Raw genomic sequence first — 22049 nt, forward strand, 5'->3', positions numbered from 1 at the left:
ACCGTCGGGCCGGGACCCGAGAGTCCGAGCACGAAATCGGCCGTGCCGGCACCTTTGCGGGCACCGGCACGGCCGATCGAACAAGCGGTGGCTATCAGAAGCCCATGCCGCCCATTCCACCCATTCCGTCCATACCGGCAGCTGCGTCTGCACCTGCGGCGGCCTTTTCGGGCTTGTCGGCGACGACCGACTCGGTGGTGAGGAACAGACCGGCGATCGAGGCGGCGTTCTGCAGGGCAGAGCGGGTCACCTTGACCGGGTCGTTGATGCCGGCGGCCAGCAGGTCCTCGTACTCACCGGTGGCGGCGTTGAGACCGAATCCGGCTTCGAGGTTGGCGACCTTGTCGGCAACCACACCGGCTTCGAGGCCGGCGTTCGTGGCGATCTGCTTCAGCGGGGCTTCGATGGCAACCTTGACGATGTTGGCACCGGTGGCCTCGTCTCCCTCGAGTGCGAGGTCGGCGAATGCGGCCTTGCCAGCCTGGATGAGCGAGACGCCGCCACCGGCGACGATTCCCTCTTCCACAGCAGCCTTGGCATTGCGCACGGCATCTTCGATGCGGTGCTTGGTTTCCTTGAGCTCAACCTCGGTGGCGGCTCCGGCCTTGATGACTGCAACACCGCCGGCCAGCTTGGCCAGACGCTCCTGCAGCTTCTCACGGTCGTAGTCGGAGTCCGAGTTCTCGATCTCGGCGCGGATCTGAGCGACCCGTCCGGCGATCTCCTCGGCGTCTCCGGCACCCTCGACGATGGTGGTCTCGTCCTTGGTGATGACGACCTTGCGGGCGGTGCCCAGCAGATCGGTGGTCACGCTGTCGAGCTTGAGCCCGACTTCCTCGGACACGACCTGGCCACCGGTGAGGATGGCGATGTCGGCGAGCTGAGCCTTGCGACGGTCACCGAAGCCCGGAGCCTTGACGGCCACGGACTTGAAGGTGCCCTTGAGCTTGTTCAGCACCAGGACGGCCAGGGCTTCGCCCTCGACGTCTTCGGCGATGATGAACAGCGGCTTGTTGGACTGCTGGACCTTCTCGAGGACTGGCAGCAGGTCCTTCACGTTCGAGATCTTGGAGTTGACGATGAGGATGTAGGGATCCTCAAGGACAGCTTCCTGGCGATCGGTGTCGGTAACGAAGTAACCGGAGATGTAGCCCTTGTCGAAGCGCATACCCTCGGTCAGTTCGAGCTCGAGTCCGAAGGTGTTGGACTCCTCGACGGTGACGACGCCTTCCTTGCCGACCTTGTCGATGGCCTCGGCGATCAGTTCACCGATTGCGGGATCTCCGGCGGAGATGCCAGCGGTAGCGGCGATCTGTTCCTTGGTCTCGATGTCGATGGCGTTGTTCAGCAGGACATTCGTGACGGCCTCAACGGCCTTCTCGATGCCTCGCTTGAGGCTGAGCGGATCAGCACCGGCTGCCACGTTGCGCAGGCCTTCGCGGACGAGGGCCTGTGCGAGCACGGTTGCGGTGGTGGTTCCGTCGCCTGCGACGTCGTCAGTCTTCTTGGCGACTTCCTTGACGAGTTCGGCGCCGATCTTCTCGTAGGGGTCCTCGAGTTCGATCTCCTTGGCAATGGAGACGCCATCGTTGGTGATGGTCGGTGCGCCCCACTGCTTTTCGAGCACGACATTGCGACCGCGGGGTCCAAGGGTCACCTTGACCGCGTCCGCAAGCTGGTTGAGGCCAGCTTCGAGTCCTCGACGAGCTTCTTCGTCGAATGCAATCATCTTTGCCATAGTGGCTTAGATCCTCCCTGATGGAGTGGAGTGGGAATCCAGAGCAGTCATCAACGCCCGCGACGGCAGAGAGTGTGTCCGCATGTTCCATTCCACATATGGACCACGCTCTCGAGACGACTGGTGGGAACCCATCGGTTTTCACCAGTACTAGATTTAGCACTCTCCCCATGCGAGTGCAAATGTTTGTCGCCCGCCAAGATGGGCGAGGGCAGTTCAGATCCGCGAGTTGTCGGCGCGCGATGGAGGCGCAGCGGGCAGTTCGGCCCAGCGCGAAACGCTTGGCGCAGGCCCGATTGCCCACGATTTCGAACAGCCCAGTTTAGGGCGAGTAGCCCTGTTTTCAACATGGGCTGCTCAACTCACACTGGGCTGAATCGAAGTCCATGCGCACGGGTGCACCCGACGCGGCCCCCGGGCCCCGCAGGCACTGAAAAGCGCCGAGCAGTTGCCTGCTCGGCGCTTCCCCCGTGCGATTGGTGCCGGTCGGCCCGAAGGCCGTTCCGACTCCCCGCCGCAGCGGATCAGAAAACTGTGCTGACAGCAGCCAGTCTCAGAGGAGGGTGACGGACTCCGCCTGAGGACCCTTTTGTCCTTCTCCAACTTCGAACTGAACCTGCTGGCCCTCTTCGAGAGAGCGGTAGCCGTCCATCTGGATTGCGCTCCAGTGAACGAACACGTCCTGGTTGTCGCCTTCAAGGGTGATGAATCCATAGCCCTTTTCAGCGTTGAACCACTTGACGGTACCTTGTGCCATTACTTCTCCATACAGTGCAGTGCCATTGAAATCCCGCATCGCAGCCGCGATCAGATGACCCCACCCGAGATACGGAAGCTAGTAAAACTCAACTGACCCCGCGACTTCTCTCATTGACCTCTAGAGAATAATCTCGGTGAAGCACGAATAGAACACAAGGTGCTGTGCTTGCCTAGCTGTTGCAACTCTACCGCAGGCACGCATCCCGCCTAGAGTGGTTCAGCACTGTTATAGATTCGTTATCTAAGGGTTTCCGCCCAGTTCACAGCAGGGATCGCGGCGAATGAAATCAGACCGTTCGGTCAGAAATTCGCCGAGGCGGCCCGCACGGTCACGACCCGACCGCAACCGAGGAGTCCCGCCGACTCATGCCCTTACGACCGAAGCGGCCGAGCCCGAACCGATCCCGCCGACTCAGCTGCGCTGCCGCGCCGCCGAACCGCATAGGATCACTCCGAGTCCCCGCCTTCGCTGGACTCGGGTCCGCGATCGGCGATGTCCGAACAGATGACGACGGTGACGTCGGCTTCGAAGTCGGACGAGGCCTCCGTGGCAGAGACTCCCAGCGACTTGGCGACGAGCTTGGCCTGGGACGCGTTCTCTTCGCCGTTGTAGTACACGGTCGAATCAGTGAGGTTCGTCGAATAGTTGCCGACCTGCCCGAGTTTCCAGCCCTTCTCCTCGACCGCCTCGGAGAACTTCTTCGCAGCACCGGAGACGCCGGAGCCGTTGAGCACGTCGACGGTGATCGAGTCGTCTGCGACGCTGACCTCGCTCTCACTCGGCGAGGGTTCGGCCGACGCCGATTCGGAGGCCGGAGGGTCGGCGATCTTCGACTCGGGATTGCCCATCGAGGAGAAGATGATGTTGATGGCGGCCACGACCAGCAGGACGGCGACCAGGGCGAGGATGATGACCAGCGAGATGGCACCGATGTTCGACGACGCCGCGGACTCCTGTCGATGGGCACCGCTGCGCCGGCCGGGCTCGATCTCGTCGAATTCGTCGGTCATGTCTACCTCGAGACGCGGGCTTGGGCGCGTTCGCTCTGCCGCGTGCTGCGGATTCGGCGAAGGCGCTTGACCAGCATGGGGTCGCTGGCCAGAGCTGCAGGGTGGTCGAGAAGCGAGTTCAGTATCTGGAAGTAGCTGGTGGCTGACATATCGAAGCGCTCACGGATCGCGTGGTCCTTGGCGCCTCCGTATTTCCACCACCGCCGCTCGAACTCCAAAACGGCCACCTCGAGCTCGCTCAGTTCTGAGGTGTCGTCGTTCGGCGGCATAGAGGTTGTGCTCCTTCGAGAGGTGTCTGTGCTTCTATATTATCGCCCGATCGGCGGTACTGAAATTTCCGGCGCGCCGCCGCGGATGTGAGGTCGGTCCCCGAACGGCCCAAGTCAGTCCCCAACTAACCGCACCACCCCGCCGCACGGCACCGGATCGGTGGCCATGACGACGGGGTGAAGAGAACGACCTTCGCCGAGGCGGGGCCGCCTCGGCGAACCGGGTGACCCGATCACGAGGATCGGATCGGCCCCACATTCGACCGCAAGAGCAGGGCCGCCTCGGCGGGGAAAAGGATCAGCGGATGCGGATATTGACCTGCTTGATCTGGGTGAATCCTTCGAGCATGCCTTCCAGCGATGCCTCTCGCCCGAATCCGGAGGTCTTCATGCCGCCGTAAGACTGGCCGGCCAGCTGGCCGCCGCCCTGGTTGACCTGAACCCAGCCGGATTCGATCCGGTTGGCCATGGTCAGGGCCGCGTCGACGTCCTTGGTGAAGACGAAGGCCGCGAGTCCGAAGTCGGAGTCGTTGGCCATGTCGATGACCTCGTCGATGTCCTTCCACGGGATGACCGAGAGGACGGGGCCGAAGATCTCTTCACGGCTGGTCTGCCAGTCGTTCTTCGCCTTCGAGAAGATCACGGGAGCGTGGTAGAAGCCGGGTTCGCCGACTTCCAGCGAATCGGAGCCGTCGTAGGCGATCTCGACGCCGTCCATCGACTTGCCCATCTCGATATAGCTGGCGACCTGGTCGTACTGCTTCTCGTTGATGATGCAGCCGATGTCGGTGGACTCATCGCGGGGGTCGCCGACCTTCATCTTCGACACCGCGTCGACGAGCTTGGACAGGAAATCGTCGTAGATGTCTTCGTGGAGGAACAGACGCGACCCCATGGTGCACGACTGGCCCTGGCGGGCGAAGCGGGTCGACAGCAGCACCTGCTCGAGGGTGTCGTCGTCGTTCGAGTCCGGGAAGATGATGTTCGGGGACTTGCCGCCGAGCTCCATCGACGAATGCGCGAGACGACCGCCGGCCACCTCGGCGACGTGACGGCCGACGCTCGTCGATCCGGTGAACGAGACCTTGTCGACGTCGGGGTGGACGTTGAGGGCCTCACCGATGACCGAGCCCTTGCCGGTGACGACGTTGAGCACACCGGCGGGCAGGATGTCGGCGATGATCTCGGCCATCTTGAGGATGGTCAGCGGTGCATCCTCTGCGCATTTGAGGACGATCGTGTTGCCGGCGGCGATCGCGGCGGGGGTCTTGAAGGCGGCGATCATCAGCGGCGAGTTCCACGGCAGAATGCCGGCGACGACACCCAGCGGCACACGCTTGGTGTACTGGAGCTGCTTGTCTCCGGCGGGCAGGGTGTTGCCCTTGACCTCACCGGCGACGCCGCCCATGTAGCGGAACAGGTCGGCCAGGGTGATCGTCTCCGGGCGAGCCTGGGTGCGGATCGCGTTTCCGGTGTCGAGAGCAGTCAGCTGGGCGAGCTCCTCCGAGGCGGCTTCGAGCGCATCGGCGCAGGCCAGAAGCTTCTTCTGGCGTTCCTTGAACGGCAGGGCCGCCCACTCGGGGAAAGCCTTTCGTGCGGCCTGGACGGCGCGGTCGGCGTCGGCCTCTTTGCCGTTGGGCACCTTGGCGATGACGACGTTGCGGTCGATCGGGGTGATGACATCGGTGGTGTCGCCGTCAGCGGCATCGACCCATTCTCCGCCGATGAGCATCTTCCAGTTCTTGGCCTCTGGGAATTCCGACATTTCGGTCCTTTCGTTCAACGATGAACTCCTTAGGCCGAGCATAACGCGTGGCGCTGAACGGCAATACACCGGTTCGGTAGGCGATCGCGCACACCCGATCTGCGCTCCGTGCACATGCGCGCAGGTCGATTCCCACCCTCGCCGAGGCGGTGTCGACGTCATCGTCCTCCGTCGCCGAGGCGGTGCCGGGGTTCGCAAAGCTCGCCCCTCCCGCGTCTGCGCGGTGAATGGAGGATTGTTGGGTCGATCCACGGTGATATCGGTGAGGAAACCACCGTGGATCGACCCAACAATGACGTCCGTGGCGTCTTCCCGCCCCCGCATCCCCGCCGCCGGCGACAGCACCGCCGTTCCTGCTCCGTCCATTCTTTGGCAGCTGACGTCCATTCCGTGGCAGCTGACACCACTGTCCCAGCGCGACCTCGTCCGCCGAGCATCGCTACACTCGTGCCCATGACGTCGACGCCCCCGCTGACAGAGATCATGTCCCCCGATTGGGCGAACGCCCTGACCGGAGTGGAAGAGCGCATCCACTCGATGGGCGACTTCCTCCGCGACGAGATCGCCGCCGGTCGCGCCTACCTGCCCTCCGGGGACTTCGTCTTCCGCGCCTTCGCCGAACCGCTGTCCGAGGTCAAGGTCCTCATCGTCGGCCAGGACCCTTATCCGACGCCCGGCCACGCCATCGGCCTGTCCTTCGCCGTCGACCCCGATGTCCGTCCCCTGCCCCGGTCGCTGGGCAACATCTATAAGGAGCTCGAGTCCGACCTCGGGATTCCGCCGGCCGCGCACGGGGACCTGCGCGCCTGGTCACGCCAGGGAGTCATGCTGCTCAACCGCGCCCTCACCGTCTCCCCCGGCGAACCCGCATCCCACCGCGGCAAAGGCTGGGAGGAGATCACGGAGCGGGCGATCACCGCGCTGATCGAACGCGATCAGCCGCTTGTTGCGATCCTCTGGGGCCGCGACGCCCGGAACCTCGCTCCCCTGCTGACATCAGGAACCGCCGAGGTGGCCATCATCGAATCCGCGCATCCCTCACCTCTGTCGGCACGGCGGGGATTCTTCGGTTCTCGACCGTTCTCGCGCACGAATGAATTGCTCGCGCAGAAGGGCATCGACCCGATCGACTGGGCCCTGCCGGATCAGGTCTGAGTCCGGGACCCGATCTGAGCCCGGATCAGATCTGAATCGGACCGGTATCGGCCTCGTTCGAGGCGTCCGCTTCTCCGGTCTCGCCCGATTGAGCCTTCTCTACCCCGGCCCCGCTCGACTGAGCCTTCGCTCCTCCGGTCCCACTCGACTGGGTCTTCGCGCCACCGGGCTGCACCGAGTCGATGACAGAGGTCGACGTCTCGCCGCTGCGCACCTCTTCGACCTTCTCCTCAGCCGAGCTCTGACTCTTGAGGTTCTTCAACGGAAGCGCCAGATAGCTGCCGAGCACAGCGCCGACAGCGAGCGCCGCGTTCGCCAGGATCGCGGTGAACAGCGAGGAGAGACCCACAGCGAAGGAGACGTTCTCCGATTCCGACGCGATCTGATAGACAGCGGTGAAGATCGACAGCCCCTGCAGAAGGGTGTAGATGCCGGGAATCATCAGCACGATCGCCGGAGCTCCCAGCCGCAGCGCCAGCGGCCGCGACAGGAAACCGGTGACGGTGGCCGCCAGCAGACTGGCAAGCACGTTGTCGACGTCCAACAGCGTCAGCGACATCATCGTGATGTGCGAAGCAAGGCCGACGAGCGCCGCCGGCAAGATGAACCGGCGCCTGGCCGACATCGCCACGGCACCGGACATAGCCACCACGGCCGCCGCGACCATCGACAGGATCGCCGTGACCACATGCGGGCTCGTCTTCGGCACGAGCACTTCGATATGACTGAGTCCGATGGCCTGACCGCACACGATTCCCAGGGCGATGCCGGAGACGATGCCGGCCAGAGTCATGAACACCCCGACCACCCGCCCGGCGGCGGTCAGCGGGAAGTTCGTCAGCGCATCCTGAACCGCCGAATACAGCGACTGCGTCGGCAGCAGCAGAACGATTCCGGCAGCCACGAGGTACTGCGGTGAGGCGATGATGCCGACGTCGCCGGCGATGGTGGCGATGAGCGTCGCCGAGGCTGCCTGAATCGCCGTGATGAAGAACGACGGCAGGTGGGTGCGGCCGAGCAGCTTGCCGAACTGGAACACGACGATCGCCATCGTGATGCCCAGGGGAATCGCGATCGGGCCGCCTCCGAGCAGCAGGACGAGGGCACCGACCATGAAGCCCCAGGCTCCGGTGGTGAACCATTCGGGGAACGGTCGCCGCTGCGTGCGTATCGCGTCGAGACGACTGCGTGCCTCATGGAATTCGAGACGCCCGTCGACGAGGTCGGTGACGAGCTTGTGCACCGAGGCGAGCTTCGCGAAATGCGTGGACTCACCGCGGTTGACCCGCATCACCGTCAGCAGACGTCCGTCCGAGGTCGAATAGTGCACGACAAGAGTGTTCGAGGTCAGATCGACCTCGACGGTGGCCAGACCGCACGCGGTGCACGCGGCGATGACGGAGACCTCGACATCGCTGGTGCCGGCACCGGCGCGCATCATCATCGCCGCGATATCGGCGGCGAGGTCGAGGATCATCCGGGCTTCGTCTTCGCTCGGTTCGTTCGCTTGGACGGGCGCCTGGTACGGGGTGCCCTTGAGCGCGGTGACGATCGGGACCGGCTGCGTGTTCTCCGTCGTACCGGAGACGAGTTTGCCGACGGTGCGCCGGGCGACCTTCTGGGCGATGCGCTGAGACGCACCGAGGTGGTCGGTGCGGGATTTCGACCGCCCGCCGCCGCGTTCGGCCTTCGCCGCCTTCGCCGCGGCGGCCTTGGCGAGATCTTCGGGCTGAGGTTCCGGTGAGGAGTCCCTCAGTTCGGCAAGTCGCTGCAGGCGGGTGCGTTCGAGCAGTTCGCGCAGAGCCTGGGATCCGGCCTCCGGATTGCCGGAGGCCGGGGCCGGGGACGAACCCCGGACAGGGCCCGGCTCGGTCGGATCCTCGACCCGAACCTCGGTGGTGGTGGCGTCTTCGAGTTCTCTGTCGCTCACGGCTCGCTGATGAGTGTCGGGCCGAGTGGGTCGGCGATGTGCGCGGTTCCTGAGGCGGCGTCGCAGTCGAAGACGCGACGGCCGGAGACGAAGACGGTCTCGGCGCGGGAGTTCAGATCGAGCGGATCGCCGGACCAGATGACGATATCGGCGTCGCGGCCCACCGCCAGGGAACCGAGGCGGTCGTCGAGGCCGAAGATCGCGGCCGGGTTGATCGTCAGCGCTTCGATCGCGACGGTCGGGTCGAGTCCTTCCTTCACGGCCAGGGAGGCTTCGTGGATGAGGAAGTTGATCGGGATGACCGGATGGTCGGTGGTCAGCGCGATGCGCACTCCCGCCTCGGCGAGGGAGGCCGCGGTGGCCAGGGTGCGGTCGCGCAGTTCGACCTTCGACCGGGAGGTCATCAGGGGGCCGAGGATGACGTCGATGCCCTTGGCCGCGATGAAGTCGGCGATCTTGTGGCCTTCGGTCCCGTGGTTGATGACGAGGCGGTAGCCGAATTCCTCGGACAGGCGGATGGCGGTGGCGATATCGTCGGCGCGGTGGCAGTGCTGGTCCCATGCGAGCTTGCCGTCGAGGACGTCGGCCAGAGTCTCCTTGACCAGGTCGCGGTCGAACGGGGTGCCGTCGGCTTCGGCTTGCGCACGTTTGGCCTGGTAGTTCCGCGCTTCGACGAAGGCGTCGCGGATGATCTTGACGGTGCCCATCCTCGTCGATGGGGTGACCTTCTTCTCTCCGTATACGCGTTTCGGGTTCTCGCCGAGTGCGGACTTCACGGACAGATCCTGCGTCACGAGCATCTCGTCGACGATCCGACCCCAGGTCTTGAGGAAAGCGGTGCGACCGCCGATGGGATTGCCGGAACCGGGTTTGATGAGCGCCGAGGTGACACCCCCACGCAGGGCATCCTTGAATCCGAGATCGGTGGGGTCGATGCTGTCGAGCGCGCGCAGGCCCGCCCCGTTGGGATCGGTCATCTCGTTCGTATCGTCTCCGGACCAGCCTTCACCGTCCTCATGGACACCGAGGTGGCCGTGGGCTTCGATGAAACCGGGCAGGACCCAGCGTCCACCGGCATCGATGACCTCGGTGTCCGCTGGGAGGGAGGAGGTGTCGACGGAGCCGGGGGCCACCTCGGTGATGCGGCCGTCCCTGACCGTCAGCGTGCCGGATTCGATCGCCTCGGCGCGGTTCCCGGACGCATCGGCCACGGGCACGATCCGCGCGTTCGTGATGACGAAATCTGTGGCTGCTGGGACCGGGACTGACCGATACATTCTGCTCCTAGCGAGGGGGTCGGCGACGACGTCGGGCTGCGGTGTCGAGTCTACGCCACTCGATGTTTCGGCTGGGTGACCTCGGGGCCGTTCGCCGCGTTTGCGCACGGCCTCCGCCAAGGCGAGTTCCCGCCCCCCTTCCCCTCCCAATTGCTACCTGACGGCGGCACAGCAACCTCGCGCGAGGTTGCTGTGCCGCCGTCAGGTAGTAATGGGGCGGACGGGTCCCCGCGTCGGGTCCGGCGTATAGTCTGGATGAATCGCCCGAAGAGAGAAGGATCCCTGATGCTTGAGCCGATCACCTCATACGTCGCAATCGGAGACTCGTTCAGTGAGGGTCTGATGGATCCCGACCCACGGGTCGAGGATCGGTACCGCGGCTGGACCGACCGGCTCGCGCTCATGCTCACCGAGTCGTCGGTGGGCAGCACGGACTTGTCCTATGCCAATCTGGCCATCCGAGGTCGTCTGCTCGACCGCATCGTCGATGACCAGGTGCCGCAGGTCCTCGAGATGAAGCCGGACCTCGTGAGCCTGTGCGCCGGCGGCAATGACTGCCTGCGCCCGAAGGCCGATATCGATGCCCTGGCCGCGAAGTTCGAACGCGCCGTGATCGCGATGCGTGAGGCCGGCATCGAGGTGCTCATGTGCAATGGCTTCGATACCGAGTTCAGCACCCCGCTCATCCGTGCGGTGCGTCCACGCGTGGGAATCTACAACGCCCACCTGTGGTCGATCGCGCAGCGACACGGCTGCCATATGGTCGACCTGTGGGGGCTGCGTTCGCTCTACGCCGCGGAGATGTGGGCCGACGACCGCATCCACCTGTCGACGAAGGGCCACCATCTCGTCGCCGAGCAGGCTCTGGCGACCCTGGAGAGCGGCCGCTCCCTGCCGGTCAAGGGCTTCGGCGTTCCCGCTCGTCCGACGCGGGCGATCCGCGAGGTGATGAGCGAGGAGTCGCGGTGGGCCCGTGAGTACCTGGCCCCGTGGGTCGGTCGCCGGCTGCGCGGGCAGTCCTCAGGTGACACTCTGGACCCGAAGCTGGCGGAACTCACCCGCGTCCGCGACCTCGTCGAACGCTCTCGCGCGGTCGACCGCGCCCGGGAGAACGGTGAGACACGCGCCGCCGGCGAAGCGGGCACTGCCGACCGGACCGGCTCGGGCGAAACTCACACAGGTGGAACCGGTGAGGTGAACGCACCTCGGGGTACCGAAGGATGAGCGTCGAGTCCGTGCGCATTCCCGAACTCGCCGCCGCCGGGACCGACGTGGCTCCGTCCTTCCGGCACGCCTACGGGGACTCCCCCGAGCAATTCGTCGAGGTCTATGGTGACCCGGCGACCGCCTCAGCGACGGTCATCTTCGTCCACGGAGGCTACTTCCGCCCCCGCACCGATCTGTCCCATGCCCGACCGTTGGCTCGGGCGCTGGCCGAGTCGGGAGTGCTCGTCGCGTCCATCGAGTATCGACGCCTCGGCGGTCAGCCGCTCCTGCTCGACGATGTCACCGCGGCCATCGAATCGGTGTGCGCCGAACTGCCGCGCTGGGGCGTGAGCGAACGAGCACAGGGCAATCTCATCGTCTCGGGCCATTCGGCCGGTGGCTGCCTCGTACTCGCCTGGGCTTCGCACCTGCCCGACGGGGGTCCGCGGATCCGTCTGCGTCCTCTGGCACCGGTGACCGATCTGCTGCGGGAGGTTGAGGGCCACCTCGGCGATGGAGCAGTCCTCGACTATATGGGCGTACGGCCCGAGCACGATCTGGAAGCCTACCTGCGCCACGATCCGCGCTCACGGGCCGCCCTCATCCCGGCACGCGTCGACGTGCATTCGATCCACGGGGATGCCGATGCCACCGTCAACGTCGAATTCTCCCGTGTCTTCCCCGCCGCCCTGACCGAGCTGCCGGGCGCGAACCATGCCGATGTCATCGACCCCGATTCTCCATACTTCGCACAGATGAGGAACCTGCTGCTCGGCTGAAGGTGCTTCTCAGATCCCTTCGGGGCTGATTCCGGGGCCGTTCTCGATTCCGGTGCGGATGTCGAAGAGCTCGGGGAAGAACGTGAGATCGAGCGCTTTCTGCAGGAATCCGACTCCGCTCGAACCGCCTGTTCCGCGTTTCAGGCCGATGATCCGCAACACGGTGCGCATGTGCCGGTAGCGCCAGATCTGGAAGTTCTCCTCGAGGTCGACGAGCTCTTCGCAGCTCTCGTATTCCTGCCAGTACTTCTGCGGGTTCTCGTAGATGATGCGGAAGACATCGGACAGTTCCTCATCGAAGGTATGGGCGACCGATTTGTCTCGGTCGAGGAGCCGCTGCGGCACCGGAAGACCGCGCCGGGCCAGGCAGGCGAGGAACTCGTCGTAGATGCTCGGTTCCTCGAGGTACTGCTCCAGGGCCGCACGCGCCTCGGGCTCACCGTCGAAGACCGGGAGCATGGCCCGATTCTTGTTGCCGAGCAGGAACTCCACGGCCCGGTACTGCCAGGACTGGAAACCGGAGGCACGGCCGAGCTGGTCGCGGAACCCGACATATTCGCTCGGCGTCAGCGTGGCGAGGACAGACCACTGCTCGGTCAGGGTCTTCTGGATGTGTTTGACGCGGGCGATGCGCTTGAGCGCGGTCTGCAGCTCATCGGCGGCGATGAGGCGCCGGGCGTCGAGGAGTTCGTGGATGACGAGCCGGAACCACAGCTCCGTGGTCTGGTGCTGGATGATGAAGAGCAGCTCATCGTGGTGTTCGGGACTGCTGACTGGATGCTGGGCGCCGAGGAGACGGTCGAGGTCGAGATACGACCCGTATGTCATCGACTCCCTGAGGTCGGTGTGGACCCCGGCTTCGAGGTCGCGTTCGTTCTTCTCGGCCGTCGTCCGAGCGTCGCTGCCCGGGTCATGGTTGGTGTCGGTCATGACCTCCAGCATAAGGGTCAGCCGGGTTGCCGCCTCTGCGGTTCGGCGACTTCCCGGACGTCATCGACCAACTGCTTCCACTCCGGCGGCATCTGAGACTCGCCGAAGCGGACTCGCCCGTACCGGCTCTCGATGAGGTAGGCGAATCGATCAGCACCCGCGGCCCGCGGGGCATCATCACTCTGCGTCACACCATCGCTCTGCCTGCTGTCGGACCAGGGAAGTTCGGCGATGCGCGGGCCCAGGTCATCGCGTCGGGTGCTTGCGTCGATGTCGACCTCCCAGACGAGCAGCATCCCGCCGATACCGCCCGAGCGTTCGACGAGCAGATGCCCGAAACCACCGGCAGGCTTCTCGTTCACCAGCTGCTCCCCTGGTTTCCGCGGGCCGAACCTGCGTGGGAGATGCCCACGGTTTCCCACCCGGACACGATCGCATCGTGAACGTCGGATCCGGCGCCGAACTGGTCGGCCGCCTCGGCGATGGTGAGTTCTGCGAACTCCGCGAAATCGGTGCGCTGCGTGATCTCAGCCCCTGTGAGAACGGAGTACCAGACCTGTCCGACGCTTTCCCAGGCCGGGCCGCCCACGGCGATGGCGGCGAGCGCGAAGGCCCGGTTCGGGATCCCGGAGTTCAGGTGGACCCCGCCGTTGTCGGAATCGGTGGTGACGAAGTCGTCCATATGCGCAGGCTGCGGATCCTTACCGAGGACGTCGTCGTCATAAGCCGTGCCGGGTTCGATCATGGAGCGCAGGGCACGACCGGTCACCTCGGGGGTGAAGATTCCGGCACCGATGAGCCAGTCGGCGTCCTCGGCATTCTGTCCTGCGTCGTGCTGCTGGGTGAGGGCCCCGAAGACATCGGCGCAGTGCTCGTTGAGCGCTCCCGGCTGGCCGAAGTACTCGAGGTCGGCGGTGTGGCTGATGACACCGTGGGAGAGCTCGTGGCCGATGATCGACAGCGAACCGGTGAACCCGGTGAACACTTCGTCGTCGCCGTCGCCGAAGACCATGAGGCGGCCGTCGAAGAAGGCGTTGTCGTAGTCCTTGCCATAGTGGACGCTGGCCATGAGCGGCATTCCCGCACCATCGAGCGAATCGCGCCCGAACACCTCGGAGAACAGCGAATACGAAGCACCGAGCCCGTCATAGGCTTCGTTGACCGGCTCATCGTCGACGGGCTCTTCGCCCTCGGAGCGGACGAGTTCGCCGGGCAGCACCTCGGTGTTGTACGCATCGTGGACGAGGCGCTGCAGGCCCGCCGGAGCGGGTGCGGCGAGCGCGGATTCGTCTCTGCCGAGATCGGCCGGAGGAGTATAGCGCAGTCCGGCCAAGCGCAGGTTCCGACAGCTCTCGTCGGACATCCGGCAGCTTGCCGCGGCGGCCGCGGCCTTCGGGAATCGCTCGGCGCCGCGCTCGGCGATCGCATCGAGAAGGTAGGGCGGAACGACACTGTGAAATGGGACGACGCTCTGAGAGACCATGACTCCAGCGTGCCACTTTCAGAGACGAACCGATAGGGAACCCGGCGCATTAGCGGCGGACTCCGGCACATCTGCGCCGGGCTCCGGCGATCAGCCCGATCGACCTGGCCGCATCGAGACCCCAGTCGAAGACGTGAACACAATCCAAAGAAAGTATTGCAAAGAGTTCTTTGCATGCGTATCTTTGCACTATGAGCGAGGACACCGGACACGACGCCACTCACGAGATCACCCACCCCGACGGCGTCCGCGAGATCAGCACCTCGGCCCTCAAGGGCCTGGCCCACCCCCTGCGGATGGCGATCTACGACGCACTGTCGACGCAGGGCCCGCAGACGGCGACGGGCCTGGCCAAGCGCCTCGGCGAATCTTCCGGTGCGACGAGCTACCACCTGCGTCAGCTCGCTCGGCACCAGCTCATCCGCGAAGTGTCCGGCGAACGGAGCGGGCGCGAGAAGTGGTGGGAGAGGATCCCCGGGGCCATGAAGGTGCCCGGTCCCGAACGCGACCTCGACCCGTCGGCACGGACCGCCTCGTCCTACGTCAACCGAGAATTCGTGCGCAATGCACAGCGCAACTTCGAACACTTCATCGATGCCGCCTATGACGGCCAGCGGATGCCGAAGTCGTGGATCGAAGCCGCGGTCAGCGAGACGAGCAATCTGCGCCTGACCAAGGAACAGCTCGCCGAGATCGCCGCCGAGTACGAGAGAACCACCATGGCCTTCATCAACAAGTACCGCGGCCGCAATGATCCGGGCTCCCGCCCGGTGCAGATCCAGTTCTACGCCTTCCCCCTGACCGATGGAGAGGAAACCCCATCATGAGCACGCTCACCGCACCCATCCGCCCTCCCCTGGACGGCATCGGCCCTGCCGACGGCAGGGCATCTCACCCGCGCCGCATCGTCGAACGCACCATCACCGTGACCAGGGAGTTCGTCGTCGACAGCGGCGAGGACACCCGCGCCAGGGCATCCGGCCTCGAGGGTCTGGTCCTGCGCCTGGCGCTGTGGCTCATCGAGCGTCGCCGCGTCCGGGCCCTGCACGTGCAGGTCGACTCCGCGGAGATGTCGCGTCGGGTCGACCACGCCAAACAGAGGCACATCGACCGCTATCACGGTCTGCCGTTCTGACGAGGGCGCAGATCGGACCGGCACTCCCGTTCTGTTGCACGTGGTCGCGCGAGCTCCTTCCCGGCCCGCGCGAGCTCCTTCCCGGCCCGCGCGAACTCCTCCCCCGGCCCGCGCGCACCCGTCAGCGGAGCACGATCACCGCACGACCGCCTCGGCGCCGGTCCTGCCGTTGTCATCGAGCGGAGGGAACACGACGAGGGTGATGACGATGATGACCATGAAGAATGTGGTGAGGAAAGTCGGGACCGGGATGATCGGGTCGAGGAGGACGAGCAGCGCGCAGGCCGGGACGACGGTGTTGACGACGGCATTGGCGTTGGCGCGGATGGCGACCACCCATACCCCGAGGACGAACACCACGATCGGCACTGAGACCGTGAACGTCGCCAGCACCGGATTCAGAGCGCTGGCACCGAGCTGGGAATCGGCCTCCACGCCGACCCCGGCCGAGAACGCACCGGCGGCGGCGAAGATGAAGTAGTGGCCGTAGCCGTATCTGAGCGATCCGCCGAGGCTGCCGATCGCCCGGTGATGCGGCGGCCAGAAGTAGATCCACCACATCGCCGCAGTGACGATGAGGCAGAGGACGCCCAGTGAGATCAGCGGGACGATGTCCTCGACTTCGCCCAACGCGTCGAAGACGGTGTTCGCCGAGGCCAGGAGGCTCTCGCCGAGGACGATGATCGTGAAGCAGCCATAGCGTTCGGTGATGTGGTGCGGGTGCCACGGAGTCTTGCCGCGGGCTTCGGCGATGACCGGCACAGCCACCTCGGCGAGGATGAGCACGACGAGGCCCACGGACCGGATCATGGAGTCGTCGATGGCCAGCCACATCACCCACAGGATCTGGGCCAGGCCAATACCGGCCGCGTAGATGATCGTCGTCCACCGTGCGACCCTGGCACCGCGAGAGGCCCGCAGCCATTGGGAGATCATGATGATGCGCATGAGCACGTAGCCGCCGATGAGCAGCCGGTAGTCCTCGTTCTCGAAGACGGGGCCGATGCCGGCGGCGAGGATGAGCACCCCGCCCATCTGCACGATCGTGAGCACTCGGTAGAGCCAGTCGTCGGTGTCGAAGGAGGTCGCGAACCACGTGAAGTTCATCCACGCCCACCAGATCCCGAAGAACACGACCAGGTAGTTGACCACCCCATCGCCGAGGCGGCCCTCCGTGACCGTGTCATGCAGGTGTGAGGACGCGATCGAGACGGCGATGACGAAGACGAGGTCGAAGAAGAGTTCGAGCGTGCTGGCTGCCCGCCCCTCTTCACCCGGATCGCGCGGACGCATCGGACTGAGGCGGAACCGTGGTGCGGCTGAGTGCTGTGCGGTCATGGGATCCTCACCGGTCGGATTGAGTGCTCGCACATTCTATGGCCGTCCGGCCGACTCCGGCACCCCGCTGCGCTGGCCCAACACCCGCCGAACCGGCCCGCCCGGTGTTCCGCATACCCGCAGCCGCTCTCACCTCGGACTCCGCGAACGCCTCGGCCCCGCCTCAACTAAACTTGCCACGTGCTCAAACCCATCCTGTGGCCGGTGCTCGTGCCGTTCGCCCTCTTCGCCGTCGGCCTGGGTGCGATCATGCCGATCCTCGTGCTCGGGGCGCTCTCGCTGGGCTCGACGCAGGCGTTCGCCGCAGCCATCGTCGGCATCATGGGGGCCGTGTCGCTCATGGCCACGGTGCCGGCCGGGATCCTCATCGACCGCCTCGGCGATTTCCGGGCCATGTTCGTGGCCACGTGCGCGGCGATCATCGTGCTCGGTTCCATCGTCGCCGCCTTCATCTGGGATTCGCCGTATTCGCTGCTCGTCTACACGGTCGCGCTCATGGTCTTCGGCCCGGTCTCCGATGTGTGGAGCCTGGCCAGACAGGCCGTCGTCGCCGAGGTGATGCCGCCGGCCGACCTCGCGAAGGCGATGACTGCGCTCGGCGGCACGCAGCGGGTCGGCAACCTCGTCGGGCCGATGATCGGCGCCGGCCTCATGCTCGTCTTCCCGATTTGGTCCGTGTTCGTCTTCTCCGGCCTCACCGCCGTCGCCGCGATCGCGATCATGACCCTGCCGATCGCCCAGATCCCCGGCTTCGACGACCATCCCCACCGCCCCGAGGCGGCCCCGACCTCATGTGCGGACGATCCCTCACCCGCCGATGCTCCCAACCCCACCGAGGCGGCCCACCCCACCGAGGCGAACGATCCGGCACACGGTGACGTCGCCCCTCCTCGGCGGAGGAAGAAGGATCGCCGGCCGCCGCTGGACGTGCGGTGGAAATCGGTCATCCTCACCGGCGCCACGATCATCGCACTAGCGGCGGCCCGCGCCGCCCAGCCGGTCGTCGTCCAGCTGTGGGGCGTCGAGATCGGTCTGCACAAGTCCTCGATCTCGCTCATCATCGCCTTCGGCGCCGGGCTCGAACTCATCGTCATGTTCCTCGGCGCGTACATCAAGGATCACCTCGGCCGGGTCGCGACCCTCGTCGCGTGCCTGTCCATCTTCGGCACCGGGTTCGTCATCATGGTCGCGAAACCGGATCTCGCCGGGATGGTCATCGCCGCCGCGGTCATGGCTTTCGGCAACGGCCTCGGCGCGGGCGTGAATATGACGATCGGCGCGGACCTCTCTCCCGCGGTCGGGAGGCCGCGGTTCCTCGGCATCTGGGCGATCTTCAACAACGGCGGCAAGCTCGGCGGGCCGACGCTGCTGTCCATCATCATCACCGTGACCACCCTGCGGTTCGGGGTGCTCTTCCCGGGACTGCTCGCCTTCCTCGGTGCGGTGTGGATCCTCATCTGGGCCCGTCAGGTAGGCCTGCCCGGAAGGCGGAGGCGCCTCGATCCGCCGCGCACGGACTGACTCGACGGACTAGGCTGGAGATGACCGAATCGACGATGTTCGGCTGACAGCCCGAAGCTGAAGGCCCGCAGCGGCCGGCCCACAGCTGAGAGTCCGAACAGGATCAGGAGAGTCATCGATGGAAGCATTGGACGTCGGCGGATATGTGCTGGTGAGCCTCGCCGCACTCGTCTTCCTCTTCCTCCAGTCATGGTTCGCCGCCACCGTGGTCCGTCGCGTCGTCGGCGTCCCCACCGGCTGGCCACGCACTCTGGCCGTCGGTCTCGTCATGAGCGCCGTCGTGGCCGTGACCGTCCAGTACCTCTACCGGGCCGGCACCGGGCAGAACGTCGACGGACTCGACGTCTCCCCCGGAGTGGCGGTGCTGTTCATGGTGCTCGCCTTCGGTTGGATCTTCGCTCTGGGCGTCGGTGCCCTCGTCATGCTCGAAGCGGCCTTCCCGACCGGGTCCCTGCCGAGCCCTCAGTCGCTGTTCTTCGGGTGGAAATCCCGTCGTCGCCGCGGCCGCCGCTACGCCCAGGTCGTGTCCATCGCCGTGCGGCACGGGCTCGGCTCACAGCTGCGCGGCTTCGGAGGGGATTCGCCTGGTCGCGACGTCAAGACCGCGCGAGCGCTCAAGGAATCCCTCGCCGAGGCGGGAGTGACCTTCGTCAAGCTCGGACAGATGCTCTCCACCCGCAGAGACATCCTCCCGCCGGTGTTCGTCCGTGAGCTCGAAACCCTCCAGACCCAGGTCACGCCCGAGCCCTGGTCGGTCATCGAACCGGCCATCGCCGAGCGGCTCGGTCGACCGATCGGAGAGGTTTTCGCACGGATCGGCTCCACGCCGCTGGCGGCCGCCTCGGTGGCACAGGTCCATGAGGCGACCCTGCTCGACGGCACGGAAGTCATCGTCAAGGTGCAGCGACCGAAGGCGCTCAATCAGGTCACTCAGGATCTCGACATCATCCTGCGGTTGGCGGGTTGGCTGAACAAAACCACAACCTGGGGCAGGGATCTGGGTGTGCAGTCACTGGCCGCAGGTTTCGCGAACACGCTCGAGGAGGAACTCGACTATCGGATCGAGCTGGACAATATGGCCAGCATCGAGAACTCTCTCAAACGGTCGGGGAAGTTCGACGTCACAGTTCCACACGGCCACCCGGGCCTCAGCGGCGAACGCCTGCTGGTCATGGATCGGCTGCCCGGACAGCCGGTCTCACGGGCGGGGGCGCTGCTGACCGGGCTCAGTGATGCCGAGCGGTCCCGGTTGGCGACCACACTGTTGGGTGCCACGCTCGAGCAGATCATCGGTGATGGGATCTTCCACGCCGATCTGCATGCCGGCAATATCTTCACCACTCCCGAGGGGAAGCTGGGGCTGCTCGACTTCGGTGCGGTCGGCCGACTCGATCCGGGCACACAGACCTCACTGGGACTCATGCTCTACTCGATCGACCAGAACGACAGCGCCGGGGCCACCGACGCCCTCATCGAACTCCTCGGACGTCCCGACGGGCTCAACGATCGGGAGGTCGAACGAGCCGTCGGCGAACTCCTGCTGCGCTACGGCGGCGGCACCCGTGCGGCGCAGGGTCAGAAGCTCTTCGATGACCTGTTCAATCTGGTGCTCGCCCACCGATTCTCAGCGCCGGCACCGATCAGCGCCGCATTCCGGGCGATGGCCTCCGTGGAGGGTGCGCTGCTGACGATCGATCCGCACTTCGATGTCGTCGCCGTGTCCCGGCAAGAGGGCAACAGGCTCGTGAGGTCGAAGCTCAAGGGCACGAAGATCACCGATGAGCTGCAGCGTCGGGCCCTGCAGCTGATGCCGATGATCGACCGCATGCCCCGCCGAATCAACAAGATCACCGAGGACCTCGAACACGGCCGGTTCTCGATGAACATGCGCGTGCTCGAGAATCCCTCCGACCGCAGCTTCCTCACCAGTCTGTTTCAGCAGCTCATCGTCGCCGTCCTCGCCGGAGCCGCCGTGGTGGGAGCGATCATGCTCATCACCAGCGATGAGGGTCCGCTGCTGACGAAGGACATCCACCTGTACTCGTTCTTCGGCTTCGTGCTGCTCTTCGGCGGCTTCGTGCTGAGCATGCGCTCCCTCATGCTCGTGTTCCGACGCGACGGCCAGACCTAGCCGGTCGCCCGGCGGCTCGCCTCCGCCACTCGACCGCAGCGCTCGGCCACTCGCCTCCGCTGCCTCGTTCAAGGCTGAGCGCACTTTTCGCGCCGTGTACGAATCGATAGCCGCGCTCCGCCTTGAACGAGAGATGTTTGCGCTTGAACGAGAAGCTTGTGCTTGAACGAGCGCGGCCAAGGCCCGTCGCCCGCAGCAGCGCAGATCCCAGCCACGGCACGGCCCGGGTATGAAGAAGCCCCGCGTTCCGCTAGTTCTAGCGGTTCGCGGAGCCTTCCCGAGTGGAGCCCCCTGTCAGACTCGAACTGACGACCTTCGCTTTACAAGAGCGGTGCTCTACCAACTGAGCTAAGGAGGCGCGGTGCGCACCGAGCGTGCGCGCCTACACGATAGTAGTCCATGGCCGGGCCCGGCCACAAAACCGCGGGGGCGACGAAGGCCGGGCCCCACCTCGGCGGGGTCCGGCCTTCATTCGTGCACTGCCGGACCGAGCGCTGCCCCGGACGATGTCCGGCCCAGCCTCGGACAGGAACCGATCAGGTCCTCAGAGACTCAGCCCTTGAACTCTCCGGTGGCCTTGAGGATCTCGGTGGCCAGAGCCTGCGAGTCGCTGGTCTTGTCGGTGCGCTTGCCGTTGATGAGCACCCACGGGGTGGCTTCGACACCGTCGTCCAGAGCGGTCTGGCTCGACTGTTCGACGAACTTGTCGAAGGTGCGGTCCGTGACGCAGGACTTCACGGTCTGCTCGGGATCGGCCTTGAGCTTCTTCGAGGTGTCGACGCCGGCGTCCTCGGCCACCTTGAGCAGCTCCTCATCGGTGCGGCCCTCGCTGCCTTCCTCCGGCTGCTGAGCGTAGAGTGCGTCGAACAGGTCCATGGCGACCTCGGGCTGGCTGTCGACGACACAGGCGGCGAGGTTGGCGGCGCGGGTGGAGTACTCGTTGCCGCTGGACATGCGGTCGAGGAACGACACCGGCTTGTAGTTGACGACGATCGCCCCCTCATTGGCGAGCTTACGCAGCATACTCGCATTGCCTTCCTCGAAGGCCTTGCACCCGGGGCACTGGAAGTCGAGGTAGACGGTGACCGTGGCGGCACCCTTCTTCGCACCCTCCTCGGTCGGAGCCGGCAGATCCGATTCCTCGCCTTCGGGCATCTTCAGCGGCTGCACGAGCGTGTTGTCCTTGCCCACGGTGATTCCGTCGGAGACATAGTTCGAGGGGCTGACAGCGGGTTTGCTCTGCTGGAATACGAGCACACCGACCACGGCGAGCACGGCGACGACGACCACTGCGATCCCTGTGTACAGGATCGTCTTCGCGGTCTTCTCCTTCTTCGCCTGATTCGCCGCGATCTGGCGGGCGTTCTCGCGTGCGCGGTTCCGCTTGTCGTCCGCGGAGTTGTTCTTCGCCATTGTTCCTCACGTTGGATCGTCTGACATCGGTGCGGCCTGAGGCCCGAACGGTGCGGGACGGCTTCCGCGACCCGACGGCACCACTGTACCGAAACAGGTGCTGCGCCGACTCCCAGAAACATTCAAGGTTCAACTACAACGTTCAACTACCTCAGGCTCTTCCGGCTATCAGTACGGATCGAATCGCACGGTCGCACGGTCGCGCAGTT

General features: G+C 65.4%; 19 protein-coding genes and 1 tRNA gene. 7 read left to right on the forward strand and 13 right to left on the reverse strand.

Annotated elements, in window-relative coordinates:
* Positions 1-94: 94 nt before the first annotated feature.
* The 5 genes from groL to HK108_RS05060 all read right to left on the reverse strand — a co-directional run bounded on the left by groL (position 95) and on the right by HK108_RS05060 (position 5542).
* A complete protein-coding gene (gene groL / locus HK108_RS05040) occupies positions 95-1738 on the reverse strand; it encodes a chaperonin GroEL (protein ID WP_039208485.1) in 1644 nt (547 codons plus the stop codon).
* A gap of 553 nt (positions 1739-2291) precedes the next feature.
* Positions 2292-2495 carry a cold-shock protein gene (locus tag HK108_RS05045; protein ID WP_025780447.1) on the reverse strand — a complete coding sequence of 68 codons (204 nt, stop codon included), beginning with the start codon at positions 2493-2495 and terminating at the stop codon, positions 2292-2294.
* A 449-nt stretch (positions 2496-2944) separates the two neighbouring features.
* Positions 2945-3508 (reverse strand): LytR C-terminal domain-containing protein, encoded by a 564-nt coding sequence (locus HK108_RS05050; RefSeq protein WP_181270737.1) that lies wholly within the window; start codon positions 3506-3508, stop codon positions 2945-2947.
* Between the two features lie 2 nt (positions 3509-3510).
* Positions 3511-3777, reverse strand: a complete 267-nt coding sequence (locus tag HK108_RS05055) for a DUF3263 domain-containing protein (RefSeq protein ID WP_181270738.1) — start codon at positions 3775-3777, stop codon at positions 3511-3513.
* Positions 3778-4075: 298 nt separating this feature from the next.
* Positions 4076-5542, reverse strand: coding sequence for an aldehyde dehydrogenase family protein (locus HK108_RS05060; RefSeq protein WP_139468152.1), 1467 nt, complete (start codon positions 5540-5542; stop codon positions 4076-4078).
* A 453-nt stretch (positions 5543-5995) separates the two neighbouring features.
* Between HK108_RS05060 and HK108_RS05065 the strand changes: the two genes are divergently transcribed.
* On the forward strand, positions 5996-6697 hold the full coding sequence (locus HK108_RS05065) for a uracil-DNA glycosylase (protein WP_181270739.1): 702 nt from the start codon (positions 5996-5998) through the stop codon (positions 6695-6697).
* A gap of 25 nt (positions 6698-6722) precedes the next feature.
* Here HK108_RS05065 and HK108_RS05070 read toward each other — a convergent pair whose 3' ends face one another.
* Both HK108_RS05070 and HK108_RS05075 read right to left on the reverse strand, forming a co-directional pair.
* On the reverse strand, positions 6723-8627 hold the full coding sequence (locus HK108_RS05070) for a threonine/serine exporter family protein (RefSeq protein WP_181270740.1): 1905 nt from the start codon (positions 8625-8627) through the stop codon (positions 6723-6725).
* Positions 8624-9904: an amidohydrolase gene (locus HK108_RS05075; RefSeq protein ID WP_181270741.1), complete on the reverse strand. Its 1281-nt coding sequence runs from the start codon at positions 9902-9904 to the stop codon at positions 8624-8626. Before HK108_RS05075 ends, HK108_RS05070 begins: the two co-directional genes overlap by 4 nt.
* 285 nt (positions 9905-10189) lie before the next feature.
* Between HK108_RS05075 and HK108_RS05080 the strand changes: the two genes are divergently transcribed.
* Both HK108_RS05080 and HK108_RS05085 read left to right on the forward strand, forming a co-directional pair.
* Positions 10190-11128 carry an SGNH/GDSL hydrolase family protein gene (locus tag HK108_RS05080; RefSeq protein ID WP_181270742.1) on the forward strand — a complete coding sequence of 313 codons (939 nt, stop codon included), beginning with the start codon at positions 10190-10192 and terminating at the stop codon, positions 11126-11128.
* Positions 11125-11889, forward strand: coding sequence for an alpha/beta hydrolase (locus HK108_RS05085; protein ID WP_181270743.1), 765 nt, complete (start codon positions 11125-11127; stop codon positions 11887-11889). Before HK108_RS05080 ends, HK108_RS05085 begins: the two co-directional genes overlap by 4 nt.
* Before the next feature lie 9 nt (positions 11890-11898).
* On the opposite strand, the gene HK108_RS05090 is transcribed toward HK108_RS05085, so the two are convergent.
* Genes HK108_RS05090 through HK108_RS05100 form a run of 3 tightly spaced genes read right to left on the reverse strand, consistent with a single transcriptional unit; the run spans position 11899 to position 14302 of the window.
* A complete protein-coding gene (locus tag HK108_RS05090; RefSeq protein ID WP_181270744.1) occupies positions 11899-12819 on the reverse strand; it encodes a tryptophan 2,3-dioxygenase in 921 nt (306 codons plus the stop codon).
* A 17-nt stretch (positions 12820-12836) separates the two neighbouring features.
* Positions 12837-13181: a protealysin inhibitor emfourin gene (locus HK108_RS05095; RefSeq protein WP_181270745.1), complete on the reverse strand. Its 345-nt coding sequence runs from the start codon at positions 13179-13181 to the stop codon at positions 12837-12839.
* Positions 13178-14302, reverse strand: a complete 1125-nt coding sequence (locus HK108_RS05100; RefSeq protein WP_181270746.1) for a M4 family metallopeptidase — start codon at positions 14300-14302, stop codon at positions 13178-13180. Before HK108_RS05100 ends, HK108_RS05095 begins: the two co-directional genes overlap by 4 nt.
* Before the next feature lie 191 nt (positions 14303-14493).
* Between HK108_RS05100 and HK108_RS05105 the strand changes: the two genes are divergently transcribed.
* Both HK108_RS05105 and HK108_RS05110 read left to right on the forward strand, forming a co-directional pair.
* A complete protein-coding gene (locus HK108_RS05105) occupies positions 14494-15129 on the forward strand; it encodes a winged helix-turn-helix domain-containing protein (RefSeq protein WP_181270747.1) in 636 nt (211 codons plus the stop codon).
* A complete protein-coding gene (locus HK108_RS05110) occupies positions 15126-15437 on the forward strand; it encodes a hypothetical protein (RefSeq protein WP_181270748.1) in 312 nt (103 codons plus the stop codon). The genes HK108_RS05105 and HK108_RS05110 overlap by 4 nt, the downstream gene beginning before the upstream one ends.
* 135 nt (positions 15438-15572) lie before the next feature.
* Here the strand turns inward: HK108_RS05110 and HK108_RS05115 are convergent, their stop codons facing one another.
* On the reverse strand, positions 15573-16775 hold the full coding sequence (locus HK108_RS05115) for a low temperature requirement protein A (protein WP_219922210.1): 1203 nt from the start codon (positions 16773-16775) through the stop codon (positions 15573-15575).
* 180 nt (positions 16776-16955) lie between these two features.
* On the opposite strand from HK108_RS05115, the gene HK108_RS05120 reads away from it, so the two are divergent.
* Together HK108_RS05120 and HK108_RS05125 are read left to right on the forward strand one after the other, a co-directional pair.
* Positions 16956-18296: an MFS transporter gene (locus HK108_RS05120; RefSeq protein ID WP_181270749.1), complete on the forward strand. Its 1341-nt coding sequence runs from the start codon at positions 16956-16958 to the stop codon at positions 18294-18296.
* A gap of 118 nt (positions 18297-18414) precedes the next feature.
* Positions 18415-20427 (forward strand): ABC1 kinase family protein, encoded by a 2013-nt coding sequence (locus HK108_RS05125; protein ID WP_181270750.1) that lies wholly within the window; start codon positions 18415-18417, stop codon positions 20425-20427.
* A 282-nt stretch (positions 20428-20709) separates the two neighbouring features.
* Here HK108_RS05125 and HK108_RS05130 read toward each other — a convergent pair.
* Together HK108_RS05130 and HK108_RS05135 are read right to left on the reverse strand one after the other, a co-directional pair.
* Positions 20710-20785, reverse strand: a tRNA-Thr gene (locus HK108_RS05130).
* A 194-nt stretch (positions 20786-20979) separates the two neighbouring features.
* A complete protein-coding gene (locus HK108_RS05135) occupies positions 20980-21840 on the reverse strand; it encodes a DsbA family protein (protein ID WP_181270751.1) in 861 nt (286 codons plus the stop codon).
* Positions 21841-22049 lie beyond the last annotated feature (209 nt).

The organism is Brevibacterium sediminis (genome assembly GCF_013623905.1).
Classification (GTDB): domain Bacteria; phylum Actinomycetota; class Actinomycetes; order Actinomycetales; family Brevibacteriaceae; genus Brevibacterium; species Brevibacterium sediminis.